The sequence below is a fragment of the Pseudarthrobacter phenanthrenivorans genome, from assembly GCF_036455295.1.
Classification (GTDB): Bacteria; Actinomycetota; Actinomycetes; order Actinomycetales; family Micrococcaceae; genus Arthrobacter; species Arthrobacter phenanthrenivorans_C.
Window position 1 is genome coordinate 18832 of the sequence record NZ_JAYXNX010000014.1, and the last position, 16665, is coordinate 35496.

General features: G+C 66.5%; 15 protein-coding genes. 4 read left to right on the forward strand and 11 right to left on the reverse strand.

What is annotated here, in order from left to right:
- Positions 1-13 precede the first annotated feature (13 nt).
- The 3 genes from VXJ37_RS16460 (at position 14) to VXJ37_RS16470 (ending at position 2460) form a co-directional block, all read left to right on the forward strand.
- A complete protein-coding gene (locus tag VXJ37_RS16460) occupies positions 14-913 on the forward strand; it encodes an SDR family oxidoreductase (RefSeq protein ID WP_331324114.1) in 900 nt (299 codons plus the stop codon).
- A 72-nt stretch (positions 914-985) separates the two neighbouring features.
- Positions 986-1351, forward strand: coding sequence for a hypothetical protein (locus tag VXJ37_RS16465; RefSeq protein WP_331324115.1), 366 nt, complete (start codon positions 986-988; stop codon positions 1349-1351).
- Positions 1352-1587: 236 nt separating this feature from the next.
- Positions 1588-2460, forward strand: a complete 873-nt coding sequence (locus tag VXJ37_RS16470; protein WP_331324116.1) for a glycosyltransferase family 2 protein — start codon at positions 1588-1590, stop codon at positions 2458-2460.
- Here the strand turns inward: VXJ37_RS16470 and VXJ37_RS16475 are convergent.
- The 10 genes from VXJ37_RS16475 to VXJ37_RS16520 all read right to left on the reverse strand — a co-directional run bounded on the left by VXJ37_RS16475 (position 2457) and on the right by VXJ37_RS16520 (position 12797).
- Positions 2457-3257, reverse strand: a complete 801-nt coding sequence (locus VXJ37_RS16475) for a TolB family protein (protein ID WP_331324117.1) — start codon at positions 3255-3257, stop codon at positions 2457-2459. The genes VXJ37_RS16470 and VXJ37_RS16475 overlap by 4 nt on opposite strands.
- A gap of 97 nt (positions 3258-3354) precedes the next feature.
- Entirely contained in the window at positions 3355-4356 is a 1002-nt protein-coding gene (locus VXJ37_RS16480) for a sugar phosphate isomerase/epimerase family protein (RefSeq protein ID WP_331324118.1), read from the reverse strand.
- A gap of 37 nt (positions 4357-4393) precedes the next feature.
- Positions 4394-5572 carry a Gfo/Idh/MocA family protein gene (locus VXJ37_RS16485; RefSeq protein ID WP_331324119.1) on the reverse strand — a complete coding sequence of 393 codons (1179 nt, stop codon included), beginning with the start codon at positions 5570-5572 and terminating at the stop codon, positions 4394-4396.
- Between the two features lie 44 nt (positions 5573-5616).
- The gene (locus VXJ37_RS16490; RefSeq protein WP_331324120.1) at positions 5617-6744 is read right to left on the reverse strand and encodes a Gfo/Idh/MocA family protein; all 1128 of its coding nucleotides are present in this window, start codon (positions 6742-6744) and stop codon (positions 5617-5619) included.
- Entirely contained in the window at positions 6741-7493 is a 753-nt protein-coding gene (locus tag VXJ37_RS16495) for a sugar phosphate isomerase/epimerase family protein (RefSeq protein WP_331324121.1), read from the reverse strand. The genes VXJ37_RS16490 and VXJ37_RS16495 overlap by 4 nt, the downstream gene beginning before the upstream one ends.
- A gap of 64 nt (positions 7494-7557) precedes the next feature.
- A complete protein-coding gene (locus VXJ37_RS16500; RefSeq protein WP_331324122.1) occupies positions 7558-8448 on the reverse strand; it encodes a carbohydrate ABC transporter permease in 891 nt (296 codons plus the stop codon).
- The gene (locus VXJ37_RS16505) at positions 8448-9410 is read right to left on the reverse strand and encodes a carbohydrate ABC transporter permease (RefSeq protein ID WP_141944547.1); all 963 of its coding nucleotides are present in this window, start codon (positions 9408-9410) and stop codon (positions 8448-8450) included. The genes VXJ37_RS16500 and VXJ37_RS16505 overlap by 1 nt, the downstream gene beginning before the upstream one ends.
- A 12-nt stretch (positions 9411-9422) precedes the next feature.
- A complete protein-coding gene (locus VXJ37_RS16510; RefSeq protein WP_331324123.1) occupies positions 9423-10748 on the reverse strand; it encodes an ABC transporter substrate-binding protein in 1326 nt (441 codons plus the stop codon).
- Positions 10749-10872: 124 nt separating this feature from the next.
- Positions 10873-11703 (reverse strand): hypothetical protein, encoded by an 831-nt coding sequence (locus tag VXJ37_RS16515; RefSeq protein ID WP_331324124.1) that lies wholly within the window; start codon positions 11701-11703, stop codon positions 10873-10875.
- A complete protein-coding gene (locus VXJ37_RS16520; protein WP_440589830.1) occupies positions 11700-12797 on the reverse strand; it encodes a Gfo/Idh/MocA family protein in 1098 nt (365 codons plus the stop codon). Before VXJ37_RS16520 ends, VXJ37_RS16515 begins: the two co-directional genes overlap by 4 nt.
- A 192-nt stretch (positions 12798-12989) precedes the next feature.
- Here VXJ37_RS16520 and VXJ37_RS16525 point away from each other — a divergent pair, with 192 nt between their 5' ends.
- Positions 12990-14210: an ROK family transcriptional regulator gene (locus VXJ37_RS16525; protein ID WP_331324126.1), complete on the forward strand. Its 1221-nt coding sequence runs from the start codon at positions 12990-12992 to the stop codon at positions 14208-14210.
- A gap of 29 nt (positions 14211-14239) precedes the next feature.
- Here the strand turns inward: VXJ37_RS16525 and treS are convergent, their stop codons facing one another.
- Positions 14240-16516, reverse strand: a complete 2277-nt coding sequence (treS, locus tag VXJ37_RS16530) for a maltose alpha-D-glucosyltransferase (protein WP_331324127.1) — start codon at positions 16514-16516, stop codon at positions 14240-14242.
- Between the last annotated feature and the right edge of the window lie 149 nt (positions 16517-16665).

The window sequence follows — 16665 nt, forward strand, 5'->3', positions numbered from 1 at the left end:
GGCAGGGCGGACCATGAGCGACACGGAAAAGCAGACAGACCAGCCGAAGGATCCGCGCGGCGGCTACCACTCGGGGCCGTTCCCGGAACAGGAACAAAAACAGCCCGGGTTGACGGCACCGATGGACCCCAAGCCGGACCACGGGGAGCTGAGCTACGAGGGGCACGGCAAGCTCGAGGGCAAGGCCGCGCTGATCACGGGCGGCGACTCGGGCATCGGCAAAGCCGCGGCGATCGCCTTTGCCCGTGAAGGGGCCGACGTCGCCATTTCCTACCTGCCCGAGGAGGAAGACGACGCGCAAGACACGGCGGAATGGATCCGGAAAACCGGACGCAGGGTACTCCTGTTTCCCGGGGACGGACGTGAAGAGGAATTCAGTACGCGCATCGTCGAGGAGACCGTCTCCGAATTCGGTCGCCTGGATGTCCTGGTGCTGAACGCGGCGTACCAGAAGAACCGCGAGAGCCTGGAGACGCTTCCCACCGAGGAATTCGACCGGGTTTTCCGGACCAACCTGTATTCGCTGCTGTGGTCGGCCAGGGCGGCCGTGCCGCACCTGAAAGCCGGGGCTTCCATCATCACCACCGCCTCCATCCAGGCATTCAATCCCTCGCCCGGGCTCATCGACTACGCCATGACCAAGGCCGCGCAGGTGGCGTTCACCAAGGCACTGGCCCAGGAACTTGGGCCCAAGGGGATCCGCGTCAACGCAGTGGCGCCCGGGCCCATTTGGACACCCCTGATTCCGGCCACGGAGTGGCCGGACAAGCTCCCGTCCTTCGGACAGGACACGCCCCTGGAGCGGGCGGGGCAGCCAGCGGAACTCGCGGCGGCGTACGTACTGCTCGCATCCGAGGACGGCTCCTACATTTCCGGTGCCGTCCTGCCGGTCACGGGCGGCAAGGGACTGTAGGCAGGACCCGGCGCGGGGCTCCGGGCACCATCACCAGACCAGCAATATCGGCAACGCACAACAGGAGGAAGCATGACACAGGAAAACCAGCAGGCTGAGCCCGAGACGGCCCCGGGCGGTTACGGGACCCCCACCGCGGAGCAGGAGGCGGCCGGGACCCAAGGCGGGCAGGGCCAGCAGTCCAGTGGCCGCACCTCGTCGCCCGGAGCGGACACCAACGAGCCGCAGGCGGGAGCCGGCCAGCAGCCCGTCCCGCACGATCTGGACCTTCCCTCCAGCGCGGCGGAAATCGATGAGTCCAATGACGATTCCCAGGGTTCTGCTCCCGTGTCGTCCGAGTCAGGGCAGGAGGCCACCGGCATTCCGGACGGCAGTGGCAACGATCTGCCCCAGGAGGAGTCGCCCAACGACAACGACGAAAGCTTCGACGCCGGATAAGGCGCCGTGAGCCACTGGCCCCCGCCCTGCTGCCTGCCCGGCAGCGGACGCGGGGTCCTTTTGCCGTGCCCGTGGCTGTGCCAGCTCCCGCGCCGGCTCTCCACGCCGGGAAGGGCATACATCCCGCACTGCTGGGTACGGAACACGCGAAACCAATTCGCCGGCATCCGGCAGCCGCAAGCACATTGTGCTGGCCGCCGGCGCCAACTTCAACGCCAGGAAGGTGGACCGTGGGCATGAGGTTTTCGGAGCAGTGGGCGCTCCCGGTGGACCGGCCGGAGACGGCGGCAGTGGACGTCCTGGTGCCCACCTGCAACCGGCCGGCCGAGCTCGCCGTGACCCTCGCGGGACTGGCCGCGCAGCAGGAACCCGCGTTCGCCGTCGTCATCAGCGACCAATCAGCCGGGCAGCCGGCCTGGGAACACCCTGCCGTCGCAGCGATGGTGCGCGTGCTGGAGGTGCAGGGGCGCCCTGTCACCCTGCTGCGCCACCTCCCGCGCCGCGGACTGGCTGAACACCGGCAGTTCCTGCTGGAGCAGTCCACCGCGGACCAGTGCCTCTTCCTGGACGACGACGTCTGGCTGGAGCCCGGGGCCCTGGCGAGGCTGAGCCAGGCCCTCGACCGCCTCCGGTGCGGCTTTGTGGGGATGGCGCCACAAGGCCTGTCCTTCCTGGACGACCGCAGGCCGGAACAGACGGCAGCGTTCCAGCCGTGGGACGGCCCGGTGACACCCGAACGCGTCCGTCCCGGCACCCGTGAATTCGAACAATGGCCGCTGCACAGCGCCGCCAACCTCAGCCACCTCAGCGCAGAGCTCCCACTTCAGCCCGGTGAATGGGTGGCTTACCACGTGGCATGGCTGGGTGGCTGCGTGCTGTATCGGAGGGAAGCCCTGAACGACGCTGGCGGGTTCCGTTTCTGGGCCAGCCTGCCGCCCGACCACGCCGGCGAGGACGTGGTGGCCCAATGGCAGGTGATGGAACGGTACGGCGGTGCCGGCATCCTGCCGTCCGGTGCGGTGCACCTGGAATCGCCCACGACGGTGACGGAGCGGCGCGTGGAGGCACACCACGTCGTCCTCGGCCAGGAGTCGGCCCGGACGTCCTAGTATCCGCCCGTTGCCGGTGATTCCAGCGGATAGGCAACATAGGCGAAGCGTTGGGAGTCCGGCGACCAGCTGTTGACGTTGAGGGTGCCCTGGCCGCCAAACACCGGCCAGGTGTGCAGCGGAGCGGTCCAGTCGCTGGTGGACACTAGGACGACCTCAACCGGCAGGTCCGCGGGGTGGCCCTGCGTCCCGGCGGGGAAGCGGAGGTAGCTGGCCAGCCGGCCGTCGGGGGAGAGGTGCGGGAACCAGTCCACACTGGCAGTCTCTGCGAGCGGCTCGAACCCGCTGCCGTCCGTGCGGACGCGAGCCAGCTGCGCGTGGCCGGGTGCCGTGCTGAAGGACTCGGTGTTGAGGTACAGCCAGTCCCCGTCCGGGGAGTACTCCGGGCCGTCACAGTGACCTTCGCCTACATCCACGCTGCGCGCCGGACCGCCGGCTGCGGGGATGATCCGCAGCCGCCCCGGCCGCGTGAAGTCCCCACCCTCGATGTCGACGTACGCCAGGCAGCCGCCGTCGGGAATGATTCCGTGCAGGAAATGGAATGACCCGTCGTCGTCCGTGATCCGCGTGGCCGCACCGCCCTCAAGGGGCGCGCAGTAGATGTGGCCGTCCTCCCCGGACAGGAACATGGTGCTCCGGTCCGGGGCGAGGACGTGATCGTTGTTCAGGTCGGGGACGCGGGTGAGCGGGACCTCGGCGAGGCTGCCATCGGCCGGGCCGAGCCGCCACAGCTTGCCGGCGCCGTTCAGAATCAGTGCTTGCCCGTCAAGAGTCCAGTTGGGTGCTTCAAGGAGCATATTCTCTGAAGCGTATATAAGATTCCGCTGACCATTGGCCGAAGCGATCCATACCTCGCATTTCTGGCCGGGGCGGAGGCTGCGCACGGCGGGAAGCTCAGTCGTTGCTGCTGAAGGCGGCGTCGAAGCTGGTTTGGGAGGCGGGGAAGTCGTATTTCTTCAGGGCTGCGAGGGCTTCGGGGGCGCCGTGGAGGCGGTCCATGCCGGCGTCTTCCCATTCGATGCTGATGGGGCCGTTGTAGCCGATGGCGGTCAGCGCGCGGAAGGAGGCTTCCCAGGGGACGTCGCCGCGTCCTGCGGAGACGAAGTCCCAGCCGCGGCGGGGGTCGCCCCAGGGCAGGTGGGAGCCCATGACGGTGTTCCGGCCGGTTTGGCGGATCTTGGTGTCCTTGCAGTCGACGTGGTAGATCCGGTCCTTGAAGTCCCAGATGAAGGAGACGGGGTCGATGCCCTGCCACATCATGTGGGAGGGGTCCCAGTTCAGGCCGAACGCTTCGCGGTGGCCGATGGCTTCGAGGGTGCGGACGGTGGTCCAGTAGTCGTAGGCGATTTCGGAGGGGTGGACTTCATGGGCGAAGCGGACGCCGTTTTCGTCGAAGACGTCCAGGATGGGGTTCCAGCGGTCGGCGAAGTCCTGGTAGCCGGCGTCGATGACTTTGTCGGGGACGGGGGGGAACATGGCGACGTATTGCCAGATGGAGGATCCGGTGAACCCGACGACGGTGTCCACGCCGAGGGCTTTGGCGAGCCGGGCGGTGTGCTTCATTTCCTCGGCGGCGCGGGTGCGGACGCCTTCGGGGTCGCCGTCTCCCCAGACCTTTGATCCGACGATGGCCTGGTGGCGGAAGTCGATGGGGTCATCGCAGACGGCCTGGCCTTTGAGGTGGTTGGAGATGGCCCAGACCTTGAGGTTGTATTTGTCCAGGATTTCCAGCTTGGAGTCGACGTAGCCGGGTTCGTCCCAGCGCCAGGCGTCCAGGTGGTCGCCGGAGACGGCAATTTCGAGGCCGTCGTAGCCCCAGCCGGAAGCCAGCTTCGCGACTTCTTCGAAGGGCAGGTCGGCCCACTGGCCGGTGAACAGGGTGAACGGGCGGGGCATGCGGGGCTCCTCGGATTGGGGCTGGTTCGGGGGCGAGCTAGTGGCGGACCACTGTGAGGGTGCTTTTGTTGGCCGCGGATTCCTCGACCGCGTTCAGGACGTATTGGACGTTCAGTCCTTCTTCGAACGACGGCGAGGGCTCGGTTCCGCTGTTGATGGCGGTGAGGAAGTCGCGGATCTGGTGGGTGAAGGTGTGTTCCCACCCGATGATGTGCCCCTGCGGCCACCAAGCGTCCAGGTAGGGGTGCTCGGGTTCGTTGACCAGGATGCGGCGGAAGCCCTGCTCGCGGACGGGAAGGGTGGCGTCGAGGAAGCCGAGTTCGTTGAGGTTTTCCAGGTCGAACAGCAGGCTGCCCTTGTCGCCGTAGACCTCGATCTGGAGGCTGTTCTTCCTGCCTGTGGCCACGCGGGAGACCTCGACGGAGGCGATGGCCCCTGAGGCGAGGGACAGGGTGGCCCAGGCGGCGTCGTCGACCGTGACATCCTCGGTCCCCTCAGGCCCGGGGCGCTGGGGCACGAAGGTGTTGAGCCGGCCGGAGACTTCGGTGACCTGGTCGCCCAGGAGGTACAGGACCTGGTCGATGGCGTGGGAGGCGATGTCGCCCAGGGCGCCGGACCCGGCGGTTTCCTTCCGCAGCCGCCAGGTCATGGGTGCGTCGGCGTCGGCGAGCCAGTCCTGCAGGTAGGCGGTGCGCACGTGCCGGATGGTCCCCAGCCGGCCTTCGGCGATGAGTTCTTTGGCCAGGGTCAGGGCAGGAACCCTGCGGTAGTTGAAGCCGATCATCGATTGGACTCCCCGGGCCCTGGCTTTGGCGGCCGCTGCGGTCATGAGTTCTGCCTCGGCAAGCGTATTGGCCAGGGGTTTTTCCACCAGGACGTGTTTTCCCGCTTCCAGGGCGGCGATGGCGATTTCGGCGTGCATCCAGCCCGGGGCGCAGATGTCCACGATGTCGATGTCATCCCGCGTGATCACGGTGCGCCAGTCCGTGGCCGATTCGGCCCAGCCGTACTTGGCCGCGGCCCCTGCCACGGCGCCGGCATCCCGGCCTACGAGGACTTTCTGCTCGAAGGCCGGGACGTCGAAGAAGCTGGCCACGTTCCGCCACGCATTGGAATGGGCCTTGCCCATGAAGGCGTAACCGATGGCGGCCACGCCCAAGGGCCGTGAAGCCGGTGGTGATGCCGGGGGCTCGGACTGGTGTGCGGGTGTGGTCATGATGCGTTCCTGCGTGCTTCCTGCTTGCGGACTGGTGGGCCGGGTTAGAGGGTGGCTGTTTCCGGTGCCCAGTCCTCAGGAAGGGCGGAGGAAGCCGGGGCGTTGCTTTCGACGTTCACGAACGTACCGGCGTCGATTGATTCGCTGATGGAAACCATCGTGTCCAACACGTGGTACGCCAGCTCGCCCGGGGCGCGGTGCGGAACGCCGGCCCGGATGGAGCGTGCCATATCCAGGACGCCCATGCCGCGGCCATTGGCCGGACCGGTTGCGGGAACTGTGGTCCAGTCCTCGTCGCCGGCGCGCCAAAGCTTGATGTCGCCCGTGAAGTAGTTGGGGTCCGGCAGCGAGATGGTGGCCTCGGTGCCGGTGATCTCCACGAAGCCCATCCGCGTCCGGGGGGACTCGAAGGAGAAGACGCTGTGCGAGGACGCGCCCGATTCGAACTGGGCCATGGCGGAAACGTGCGTGGGCACCTCAACCGTGAACTCCTCGCCGGCCTTGGGGCCGGAGCCGATGACGCGAACGTCCTTGGCCTTGGACCCGACGGCGGCCACTTTGCGGATGGAGCCGAAGGCCTGCACCAGGGTGGTGAGGTAGTACGGTCCCATGTCGAACAGGGGGCCCGCGCCATGCTGGAAGAGGAACGCCGGGTTGGGGTGCCAGGATTCCGGGCCGGGAGTCTGGAACGTGGTCATCGCGGTCAGGGGAGTGCCGATGTCGCCCCGGCGGATCAGCCGGAGCGCGGTTTGGATGCCCGCGCCCAGGAACGTGTCCGGGGCGCAGCCCAGGCGGATTCCTGCAGCGTCCGCGGTCTTGAGCAGGCCAAGCCCGGACTCGCGGTCCAGGGAGAACGGCTTCTCGGTCCAGACGTGCTTGCCGGCGTTGACGGCCGCGGTGGCCACTTCCACGTGCGCGGCGGGGATGGTCAGGTTGACGATGATTTCTACGTCGGGGTGGTTCAGGGCCTTGTCAACGCCGCCCCATTCTGGGATGCCGTACTCTTTGGCCCGTGCCTCGGCGGCGTCCTCGAAGAGATCGGCGATGACGTGGACTTTGAGGTCCGGGAACGCCGTGAGGTTGTCCAGGTACTGCTTGCTGATCACGCCGGCGCCGATGACGCCGACGCCTACCGGACCGCTGCGGGCCGGGTTGGCTGCGGGGGTGCTCACGCGTTGGCTCCTTCGGTTGCAGTGTTGCTGGTCAGGAAGGCAAGGCTCTGGGCGATGCCCTCGAAGATGTCGCCGGTGTAGTCATCGAACTCCACCACGCCCACTTCCAGGGATTTGGCGGCGGCGATGACGTCCAGGACGGGAACCTTGCCCTGGCCGGCGGGCTGCTGGGCCTTGTTGTCCTTGTTCAGGGGGCCGTCCTTGATGTGGATGAACTTCACCCGGTCCCCCAGCCTGCCCAGGAGTTCCACGGGGTCCTGGCCACCCACGGCGGCCCAGTAGGTATCCACTTCCAGGACCAGCTCCGGGTCCAGCAGGCTTTCAAAGTATTCCAGTGCGGTGCGGCCCTCGATGGAGGACTCCAGCTCCCAGGCGTGGTTGTGGTAGCCCACCCGGATGCCGTATTCCGCGCCCTTCTTCGCGGCCGCGTTCAGTTTGGCTGCGGTCGCCTGGATGTCTTCGGCTTTCTGCCAGTGCTCCGCGGGGAGGAACGGGTCGATGACCGTGGTGATGCCCAGTTCCTTCGCCGCTGCGAAGATTTCGTCCTGGTCCTGGCTCATCAGGGGCGCATGGCCCGAGGGCGCAGTCAGGCCGTTCTCCTTCAGGGCCGCGCCCAGTTCCTTGGCAGTGGCCACGAAGTTATACGGCTCAACCTGGGTGTAGCCAATCTCCGCCACCTTCCTGATGGTGCCGGGAAGGTCCTCCGAGATGGCATTGCGGAGGGTGTAGAGCTGCAGTGAGTAGGACATGTGTTTCCTTTTGCGGTTTGTGGTTGGTCGTTGGGGTGGGCGGGCTGTCTTTAGCGGACCGTGGTCAGCGTCCTGCCAGCGAGCCGCCGATGCCGCCGACGCTGAAGTACTTGTTCAAGGTGGCGAAGACAATGACGGGCGGGAGCATCATGACCACGGCCAGGGCCATGACGGATGTCCAGTCAGTTGCATTCTGCTGGAAGAAGGACTGCACGCCCATGGGGAGGGTGAAGATTTCGTTCGAGCGCAGGAAAACGATGGCCACCAGGTAGTCGTTCCATGCCAGGAGGAAGGCGAAGATCGCTGTGGAGAGGACGCCCGGGAGTGAATTCCGGAGCACCACTTTGGTAAACGATCCGAATACCGAGCATCCGTCGATCCAGGATGCCTCCTCGAGGCTGGCCGGGATGGAGTCGAAGTAGGCGGCCATCATCCAGGTGGCCACGGTCATGGTGGAGCCCACGTAGATGATGGTCAGGCCCAGGAGGTTGTCCACCAGGCCCATGCCGGCAAAGAGGATGAACAGCGGCACCACGGAGGTGATGATGGGCAGCGACTGCATCACGAACAGCAGCAGGGAGTATCCGGACACCGCCTTGCTGCGGCCGCGGGAGAGGACGTAGCCGGCGGGTGCGGCCACGGCCACGGATACCACCACGGTGGAGAGGGTAGTGACCAGGCTGTTCTTGAGCCATGTGGCGGCAAGGGTCTTGGAGAAGACGTTGGCGAGGTTTTCGAATGTGAGCCCCGTTGCGGTGCTGTTGGGTCCGGGCGTGAAGGCCAGCAGCACTGTGACCATGATGGGTACCAGCACGATTCCAGTGATGATGAGGATCGCGGCGAAGCGCCACCAGCGGCCCCGCTGGCCGGCTTCGGAGAGGACTTTGCGGCGCTTGCCGGCGTCAACGCCCAGGCTGGGGCCGGACTCGGGATGGGCGTGAAGGACTGCGCTCATTATTCGACGCTCGACTTTCGGATCTGGCGGTACAGGATGACCGAGATGACCACCAGGGTCATGGTCATGAGGAAGGCGATGGCCACGCCGGGCCCGGTGGCGAAGTCCTGGAACACGGTCCGGTAGGCAAGGACCACCAGGGACGTGGTGGCATTGACGGGGCCGCCGCCGGTGAGCAGATAGATCGTGGGAAAGTCGTTGACGCAGAAGATGGTCATCAGGATCCAGCTGATGTAGGTGGACCGTGCGATCAACGGCAGGGTGATCTGGGTGAACTGCTGCCAGCGGCTGGCGCCATCCATGCTGGCTGCCTCGTACACGGTGGTGTCCACCGAGGCCAGGGCGGCCGAGATCATCATCATCATGAAGGGGAAGCTGACCCACACCTTGAACACCATCACGGTGACGGCGGCCAGGGTGGGATCGGCCAGGAAGAGCGGGGTGCCCATGCCCAGGTTCCGGAACAGCGAAGGAATCAGGCTGTCCGGGGTGGCCACCAGCCAGTTCCAGGCCGTGGAGGACACCACGATGGGCACCACCCAGGGCAGGAGCAGCAGGACCTTGAAGGTGCCGCCGCCCGGGATCTTGGTGCGCAGGAGCAGGGCCAGGCCCAGGCCCACCAGCCAGGATCCGAAGACCCCCACGATGGTGAACCACAGCGTGAACTGCGCTGCCTTCCAGAACGCCGGCGAGGTCAGGACGGTGGCGAAGTTCTGGCCGCCCACGAAGTTGCCGGTCTGCAGCAGGTCTCCATCGTGTGTCGCCTGCACGGCGGCATATACCAGAGGGTAACCGTGGATCAGGACCAGGAGGACCACAGAGGGGAGCAGGAGCCAGAAGAACGTCCTGGTGGCCTGCGCGGAGAGCTTACTCTTGCGTTTCCCGGGGACCGTCCCGGTCCCGCCAGGGGCAACCCCGCGGCGGGCCCGGGCCAGGCCGGACTGGGTGGTGGTGCTGGACATGGGCGGTCCGTCCTACTTCTTCAGGACGGATTCGAGGCCCGACTGGAAGGTCTGCAGGGCCGTCTTGGCGTCTGCCTTGCCGGTGATGATGGTCTGGCTGAACTGGTTGAGTGCCTGGCCGCCGTCGAGCGCAGCCAGGTTGGCGTTAAGCGTGCTGCCCTGGGCAGCAAAAGTCTTGGCGATGGGCTGCCATTCCTTGACGATCTTGACGTTGTTGGGGTCGTCTGCGAACTCGGGCATCTCGGTGATGGACTTGAAGACCGGCAGGGCGGACATCAGCTTCTTCTGCCACAGCTGCTTCAGCTGGCCCAGGTAGTACACCAGGAATTCCTCGGATGCCTCCTGGGACGGGGTGTTGGTGTACATCATGATGTTGTTGGGGAACACGATGGTGGCTTTATCGCCGTGCGGCCCGGTGATGGGGTCGGCCACCAGGAGGTCTCCCGACGTGTCGCCGACGCGCTGCGGAACGTTGACCTGGAACAGGCCGTAGCCCGCCTTTCCATCCTTCCACTGCGCTGACATGTTGTCCGTGGTGTAGCTGACGGCAGCGGGGTCGATGATGCCGTTGGACACGAGTTCCAGGACGAACTCCATGGCCTCCACGTTGCGGTCGTTCATCAGGTCCAGCTCGCCGTCCTTGTTCCAGACCCCGCCGCCGTTGTTGACCATCATCATGATCATGGAGTGGTTGGCGTAGTTGTTGCCTGCTCCTGCGCCGGTGGTGAAGCCGAACGCGCCGACCTTCTTCAGGGCCTTGCCCGCCTCCAGCAGGGACGGCCAGTCCGTGGGGAGGGCAACGTTTGCCTTGTCGAACAGGGACTTGCGGTACCAGAAGACACGCATGTCCAGCTGCCACGGAACGGCCACATAGCCCTTGGCCGACTTGAAGGGATCCAGCACTCCGGGCAGGAAGTCGTCGAACTGGCCGTTGGCCTTCAGCTTGTCGATGACCTTGTCCGCGTAGGCGATCTGGCCCTGCTGTTCGAACTGGAAGGCCTGGAAGCCGCCGCCGGTGGAGACGGCAGGGCCTGTCTTGGAAGCGATCGCGGAGGAGAAGGTCTGGTAGAAGTTGTTCCACTGGATGATCTGGTAGCTCGCCTTGGCGCCGCTGGCGCCGGAGAAACCTTCCGCGATGCCCTTGGCGGCGTCGTTGTACGCCGGCGTTGCCCACGGCATGTCCCAGAACTTGATGGTCCCGCCTGCTCCGCCCCCGCCGCCCTGCGACGCCGAGCCGCCGCCGCATGCAGCGAGGAGGGGTGCTGCGACAGCGGCAGCCGTCAGGCCCAGGAAGCCGCGCCGGGAGAAGGAACGGCGCTGTTCGGAAGTTGCGTTCATGATGTGTCCTTTCGGGACCGTCCTGGCCTGCGCCGGTGGTGCGGTCCTGCTCATCGTCGAGAGTGGAGGTGGGACTGGACTGTGCTGTGGGAGTGCGTGTTTGGTTGCGTAATGGAGGGTCTGGTTACGTGGCGGCGAGGGTTGCGTAGAGGTCGGTCAGCCGGGCGAACCCGGCCAGATCGTCCGGACGTGTGCCGGCGTGAAGATGTTCCTTCAGGCGCCGCCATGCAGACCGGTGGGCGGATTCGTAGAGGGTGGGGAGCAGGAGTTCGCCGTGGGCTCCGGTGACCCGGACTTCGGCGGCCCAGGCTGCGTCCGGGTCGGGAACCTGGACAGCCACGCCGCCGTCGGCGGTGTAGAGGCGGATGTCGACGCCGGCCCGGCGGGCAGCGGTGAGTACGCCCTGGGCGGTGAAGGGGGCGCCATTGCCCAGGCGGCCCGTCACGGTGTACCCGGTGGCATTGCTGTTGAGCAGTGCCACGCCGTGGAGGGGGCCGCACACGGCCAGCAGCGCGGCCAGGTGTTCGCCCAGGAGCAGCCGGGGATCCGTGCCGGGAGCCGCCGTCGCAACTGTGTCCAGCAGGGAGGCAGCGCCCAGTGCGCTGCGAACTGCCTCGCGGGCGTCCGGGTCCGCGGCGCTGCCCACCAGTGCGGGATTGGAAGCCCAGCGAAGGTCAAGGACGACGGCGGTACCTGCGGCATCTGCCGCGGCCGCCAGTTCCGAGGGGTCCTCGGGAACCGGGTTGGCCACCACAATGCCCCGGGCGCCGGACCCGACGGCGGCAGCTGCTTCGGCGGTCCAGCCGGATCCGCCGGCGACTACCACGACGTCGGCACTGCCTGCCCGGTCCTCCGGGGCTGGTCCGAACGTTGCGGGCAGGGATGCCATGGTCTGGGCGACGGCCCCGCCTGCCACGGCCGCGGGGTTTGCCGTGACGGTGTAGTGGCCGCTCATGCCGAAGCTCCTGCTGTGTTTTCGGAATCTGCGTGCAGTGCCGCCGCACCTGCCACCGTGGCATCCGCGATAGCGAGGGCGAATGTAAGGTCGTCAATCAGTGCCTGCGCGGAGGGAGCCGGCCGGATTCCCCGGGCCAGTGCGGCCAATTCGCGCCACTCGCCCTCGTAGCCGTTGTGGCCGTACGGGCCGAAGACCGTTTTTTCAGTGCCGTTGTCCCGCGAGAAGGCAGCGACGGCGGAGCCCGCCTGGACGTAGGACGGCGTGAAGTCGATATGCAGTGCTGCGTCATCCGCGATTGCTTCGAACGTCCACTCCGGCTTCCAGGTGCTGTTCATGACCGCCCGCAGTTCAATCGTGCGGCTTGGCGTGCGGAGCGAAATGGCGTAACCGAATGGGCGGACATGGAATACGTGGAGGACCTCGACCTGCTCAAAGTCCGGCGTGAACCGGCGCACCAGGGGAAGGTCGTGGATTGCCAGGCCCATGACCCCGCCCTGCAGCGCGGTTTTGATGACCCCGATGTCCGAGTAGTCGGGCTGGACGGCGGTGGGGCGGGTAATGATTTCAGTTGCGAAGTCTTCGAATCGGGCGTTGGGCGGCAGGACGATGGAGGACCGGATGGTGTGCACCTGCTCCGGCAGGTCCCCCCAGTTCTGTTCTGCCGCGAGCCAGCCGGGATCGAACGTGTGCATGGCCCCCACGATGATGGGTACGCCGGTTTCGGCGCTGACTTCCGATATTCGGGCAGCTTGCTCCCCGCTCATGGCGAAGGGTTTTTCGCAAAGAACCGCCTTCTTGCCTGCCCGGCAGGCGGCGATGACCTGGTCTGCATGGAATTGATGGGGGCTGCAGATGGCCACGATGTCCACAGCCGGGTCACCAAGCAGGGTATCCATGCCGGTGCTGGATGTTGCGCCGACGCGGGCGGCAACGGAGGAGGCAACCGCCGGGTCCACATCCATGATGTGCCGCACCTGGAGAATGTCCTGAAGCCGGGCCAGGGCCGGGAGGTGGATGGCCTGCGTGACCGGTCCGGCGCCGAGGATGCCGACGCCGAGGGGCCGGTCTGTTGGCACTGCGTGGTGTGACAAGTTCAATTACCTCTTTGTAAGCGGACTCCGGAGTGGCGGGATCGCTCCCGTGAATGCCTGCTATCCGATCGGCAGATGTGCCGTGAATCACAACCTAGAGGCACTTTTGACGCGCGTCAAGCAAAAGTTGTTTGTTGCGCGTCGTTCTTCTGCCGTGGTGACAGCACCAAGTAAGAGTGTTATGACTTAGACATGACTCAAGCCACGGGGAAGCAGGCCGTAAAAGACCCCGACGTCGGCAGCCTGTCCCGCGCCGGCGATCTCTTCCAACTGCTGCGCGACGGCAGGGCCCGCACCCGGGCCGAACTGGCGTTGACCACGGGATTGGCCCGTTCAACCGTCGCTTCCCGGATCGATGCGCTGATGCTCTCCGGCCTGGTGGGTCCCGCAGGCGAGGCGCTCTCCAGCGGCGGCAGGCCGCCGTCGCGCTTTGCCTTCAACCCCTCCGCCCGGCTGGTGCTGGCCGTGGACGTGGGAGCCACCCACGTGATGGTGGCGGTTACAGACCTGGGCGGGAAGATCCTCGCAGAGCACCGGCTTGAACAGCAGGTGGCCGACGGGCCCGAAGCAGTGCTGGACCAGGTGGTGGCGCAGGCCAAGGAACTGCTCGGCTCCGTGGGACGCGGGGTTGGCGAGCTCGCCGGGATCGGCATCGGGCTCCCCGGACCCGTGGAACATGACACCGGCAAGCCCGTAAAACCGCCCATCATGCCGGGCTGGGACGGGTTCGACGTGGTCAGCTACGTCCAGCAGTCCCTCCCCGTCCACGTGCTGGTGGACAACGACGTGAACATCATGGCCCTGGGGGAGCAGTCCGCGCACTGGCCGGAGCACAACAATTTTTTCTTCGTCAAGGTGGCCACCGGCATCGGCTCCGGCATCATCAGCAACGGCGAGCTGCAACGCGGTGCCAACGGCACGGCAGGCGACCTGGGGCACGTCCAGGTGGCCCGGGGCGCGGATGTCCTCTGCGCCTGTGGAAACTACGGGTGCCTGGAGGCACTCGCGTCAGGCCCCGCCGTCGCGCGCTCCCTGCGGGAGCACGGACTGGACGTGGCGAGGGGCGCCGACGTAATCCGGCTCGCCGCAGACGGCAACCTGCAGGCCATCCAGGCGCTGCGCCAGGCCGGCCGGGACATCGGCGAGGTGCTGGCCACCGTGGTCAACCTGCTCAATCCGTCCGTCATTGTGGTGGGCGGCAGCTTTGGTGAGACGGGGGAGCACGTGGTGGCCGGCATCCGCGAAGTGGTGTACCGGCGCTCGCCCCCGCTGGCCACCTCGCACCTGCGCATCAGCGTCTCCCGCGCCGGAAGCCAGGCTGCCGTGCTGGGGGCAAGCCAGCTGGTCACCCAATACATTCTGTCGCCGGCCGTCATTGAAGCGACCCTCGCCGGCGCCGCCGCCGCCGGGTGACGCCGGGATTCCGGCGCCCCCCAGCGGACCTACGCTTCCGCCTCGGGCTCCGGCGCCTCGCTCAGGATCAGTGCGGTGCCGCCGTACGCCGGCAGTTCCAGGAAGAAGCTGTGCAGGTCATCCACCTGCCCCACCGTCTCGCCGCTGAACAGGTCCCGGACGTTGGCGCCCGAGGGCAGCTCGTTGGACTGGATGCTGCCGGCGATGTCCTGGCCGGAGAAGTTCAGTGCCGTGACCTGCAGGGTGCCGTCCTTGAGCCGGTTGACCAGCACCAGCGCGCCGCGGTTGGAGACGTCCGGGACGTCGAGCAGTGTGCCGGTGGCTATCCCGTTGTCTTCACGCACGGCGAGGATCCGCTGCAGCCGCCGGGCGAATGAGTCCGGGTCCTTCAGCTGTTCGGGCAGCGGCCCGTAGAGGCTGCGTGCCCGGGGCATCCCTGCCGAGGAGGTGGTGGCGTCCGGGCTGGTTCCCATGAGGTCGTGGGCGCCGCGGTTGATCCAGCGCGTATCGCCCTGCGAGGTGAGTTCGCGGACGCTGCTGCGGTCCAGGGCCAGGATGCCGGTGAGATCCCAGCCGGAAAGGGCGAAGACGCCGGGCTGCAGGGCGTTGTACATGGCCAGCAGCAGGTGGACGTCCCTGATCTGCGTTTCCTGCTCCGGGGTGATGTCAGCCGGGTCCTTGATTCCCAGCGCGGCCATGATGAAGCTGACCGTGGTGCAGGCGATGCCATTGGTGGTGAACACGGCGTTGTAGGGCCCGTTCTCGCCGGTCAGCCGGTCCCGGAGGGTCTGCTGGATCTGCTCTGCAAGCTGGGCGCCGGTGAGCTCCTCGCCGTTGAGCTCGAACATTTCGTCCCGGTGCCCGGCGGCGAAGTGCAGGAGTTCGTAGGTGAGCTCGTCATGGTTCTGCAGGGCATGAACCAGGGAGGCCTGGTCCACCCCGATCTCCATGGACAGCCGCAGGGTCAGCCGCAGGAATTCGGTATCCGCGGTGACCAGCGAGTAGTGGTAGGCCGGGCGGGTGATGAAGTCGTAGGAGAGGTCCGGGCCGGAATCCGAGGTTGCCTTGATGTCGTCAATGGTCAGGTTCAGCTCCTGGAAGGAGAACCCGCCCACCTTGCGGATCATGGAACCGATGAGCTGGTTGGCGGCTTCGGAGAGCGGGTGGCCTTCGGACCAGCCGGGCTGCTCCTCGGCGCTCTTTTCCACCCCCAGGAAGCCGTTGGCGTCCAGGCGCAGCGCGCCGGTGCCCAGGTCCACCAGCGAGTGCAGGGCATCTCCCACCACCAGGCGCATTCCCGCGAAGGTGGGGTCCAGCCAGTTGATGGAGGGCTGGCCGGCCTTGAAGTAGTGCAGGTAGACCCAGCGGCGCGTCTTGCCGGTGGTGTCAACGATGGGCCGGGTGGCGCTCCAGTTGGTTTCCTTGACCCCGGGTTCATAGAAGATGACCCGCTGCAGCCGCCCGATGATGTAGCCGGCCTTCTGCAGCGCCTGCTCCGAATCCGGGCTGAGGTTGACCGAATCGGCGCCCTCGGGAACATCCGGCAGGAGGTGCCAGTCCTCTTCCGGAATATCCACCATGTGGTAGATCCCGGGGTAGTCCCGGAAGTTCATTTCGGCCAGGCGGAAGTCCGCGCCCTTGCCGGTGTGGCCGGGGACAATGTCATCGATAACGGTGCCGTCATGCTCAGCGGCCACCACGCACATGCTGCGGAACTCGTCCTCCGTGCCGAAGACCGGGTCAATCGCCATGCTGATGCGGTCGAAGTGCCCGTCAACGCTGGGCGTATGGGACCAGCCGCTGATGCCGCCGGCAAGCTTCACAGGGCCCGTGTGGATTCCGCGGATGCCGATTTCACGGAAGGCCTTCCACATTTCGGGGTCGCCCAGGGCGGACAGGAACGATTGGCCGGTTGGCGTGATGAAGGACAGGGGGTAGGCGGTGAACCAGACAGAGGCGCGCTCGACGGCGGCACGCGGGTTGGGGTGCGCATACGAGTTCTGCCACATGCTGGCCTGGCCGGACAGCTGCCGGGCAAGGGTGTTGGCGTCCCCGAGCATGGCCTGGTTGCGCAGCCATTCCACGTAGGCTGCGTTCCGGCCATCGAATTCGAAGGACGGCCTGCTTCCTACGAACTGGCGGCGGCGGGCAATCGGCCGCAGGGCCTTGGGCCGGGCCGCGAAGAACTGCTCATCGAAATTGACGTCCAGTTCCGTAGCCTGCTCCGCTGCGCCCGCGTCCACTTCCCCATTGCCTGCGGCTGCATCCGCTTCTGAAGTGTGCTCGCTGGTGCCCGGCTCCCGCATTAGCTCCTCTTTCCGTTGCTCGTTTCCGTGCTGGCATGGATGCTCCAAGATTCCTTGCTCAGAGAAAGGTACCCAGGCCAGCAGGGAGTATTCGGCGTTCCCTCTCCCGATGCTACTGCGCAGCGGAGCCGACTGAGGGGCCACCGGCG

Coding starts and splice junctions, on each gene's coding strand:
- VXJ37_RS16460 (WP_331324114.1), top strand. CDS start 14: ATGAGCGACACGGAAAAGCAGACAGACCAGCCGAAGGATCCGCGCGGC.
- VXJ37_RS16465 (WP_331324115.1), top strand. CDS start 986: ATGACACAGGAAAACCAGCAGGCTGAGCCCGAGACGGCCCCGGGCGGT.
- VXJ37_RS16470 (WP_331324116.1), top strand. CDS start 1,588: ATGAGGTTTTCGGAGCAGTGGGCGCTCCCGGTGGACCGGCCGGAGACG.
- VXJ37_RS16475 (WP_331324117.1), bottom strand. CDS start 3,257: ATGCTCCTTGAAGCACCCAACTGGACTCTTGACGGGCAAGCACTGATT.
- VXJ37_RS16480 (WP_331324118.1), bottom strand. CDS start 4,356: ATGCCCCGCCCGTTCACCCTGTTCACCGGCCAGTGGGCCGACCTGCCC.
- VXJ37_RS16485 (WP_331324119.1), bottom strand. CDS start 5,572: ATGACCACACCCGCACACCAGTCCGAGCCCCCGGCATCACCACCGGCT.
- VXJ37_RS16495 (WP_331324121.1), bottom strand. CDS start 7,493: ATGTCCTACTCACTGCAGCTCTACACCCTCCGCAATGCCATCTCGGAG.
- VXJ37_RS16500 (WP_331324122.1), bottom strand. CDS start 8,448: ATGAGCGCAGTCCTTCACGCCCATCCCGAGTCCGGCCCCAGCCTGGGC.
- VXJ37_RS16505 (WP_141944547.1), bottom strand. CDS start 9,410: ATGTCCAGCACCACCACCCAGTCCGGCCTGGCCCGGGCCCGCCGCGGG.
- VXJ37_RS16510 (WP_331324123.1), bottom strand. CDS start 10,748: ATGAACGCAACTTCCGAACAGCGCCGTTCCTTCTCCCGGCGCGGCTTC.
- VXJ37_RS16515 (WP_331324124.1), bottom strand. CDS start 11,703: ATGAGCGGCCACTACACCGTCACGGCAAACCCCGCGGCCGTGGCAGGC.
- VXJ37_RS16525 (WP_331324126.1), top strand. CDS start 12,990: ATGACTCAAGCCACGGGGAAGCAGGCCGTAAAAGACCCCGACGTCGGC.
- treS (WP_331324127.1), bottom strand. CDS start 16,516: ATGCGGGAGCCGGGCACCAGCGAGCACACTTCAGAAGCGGATGCAGCC.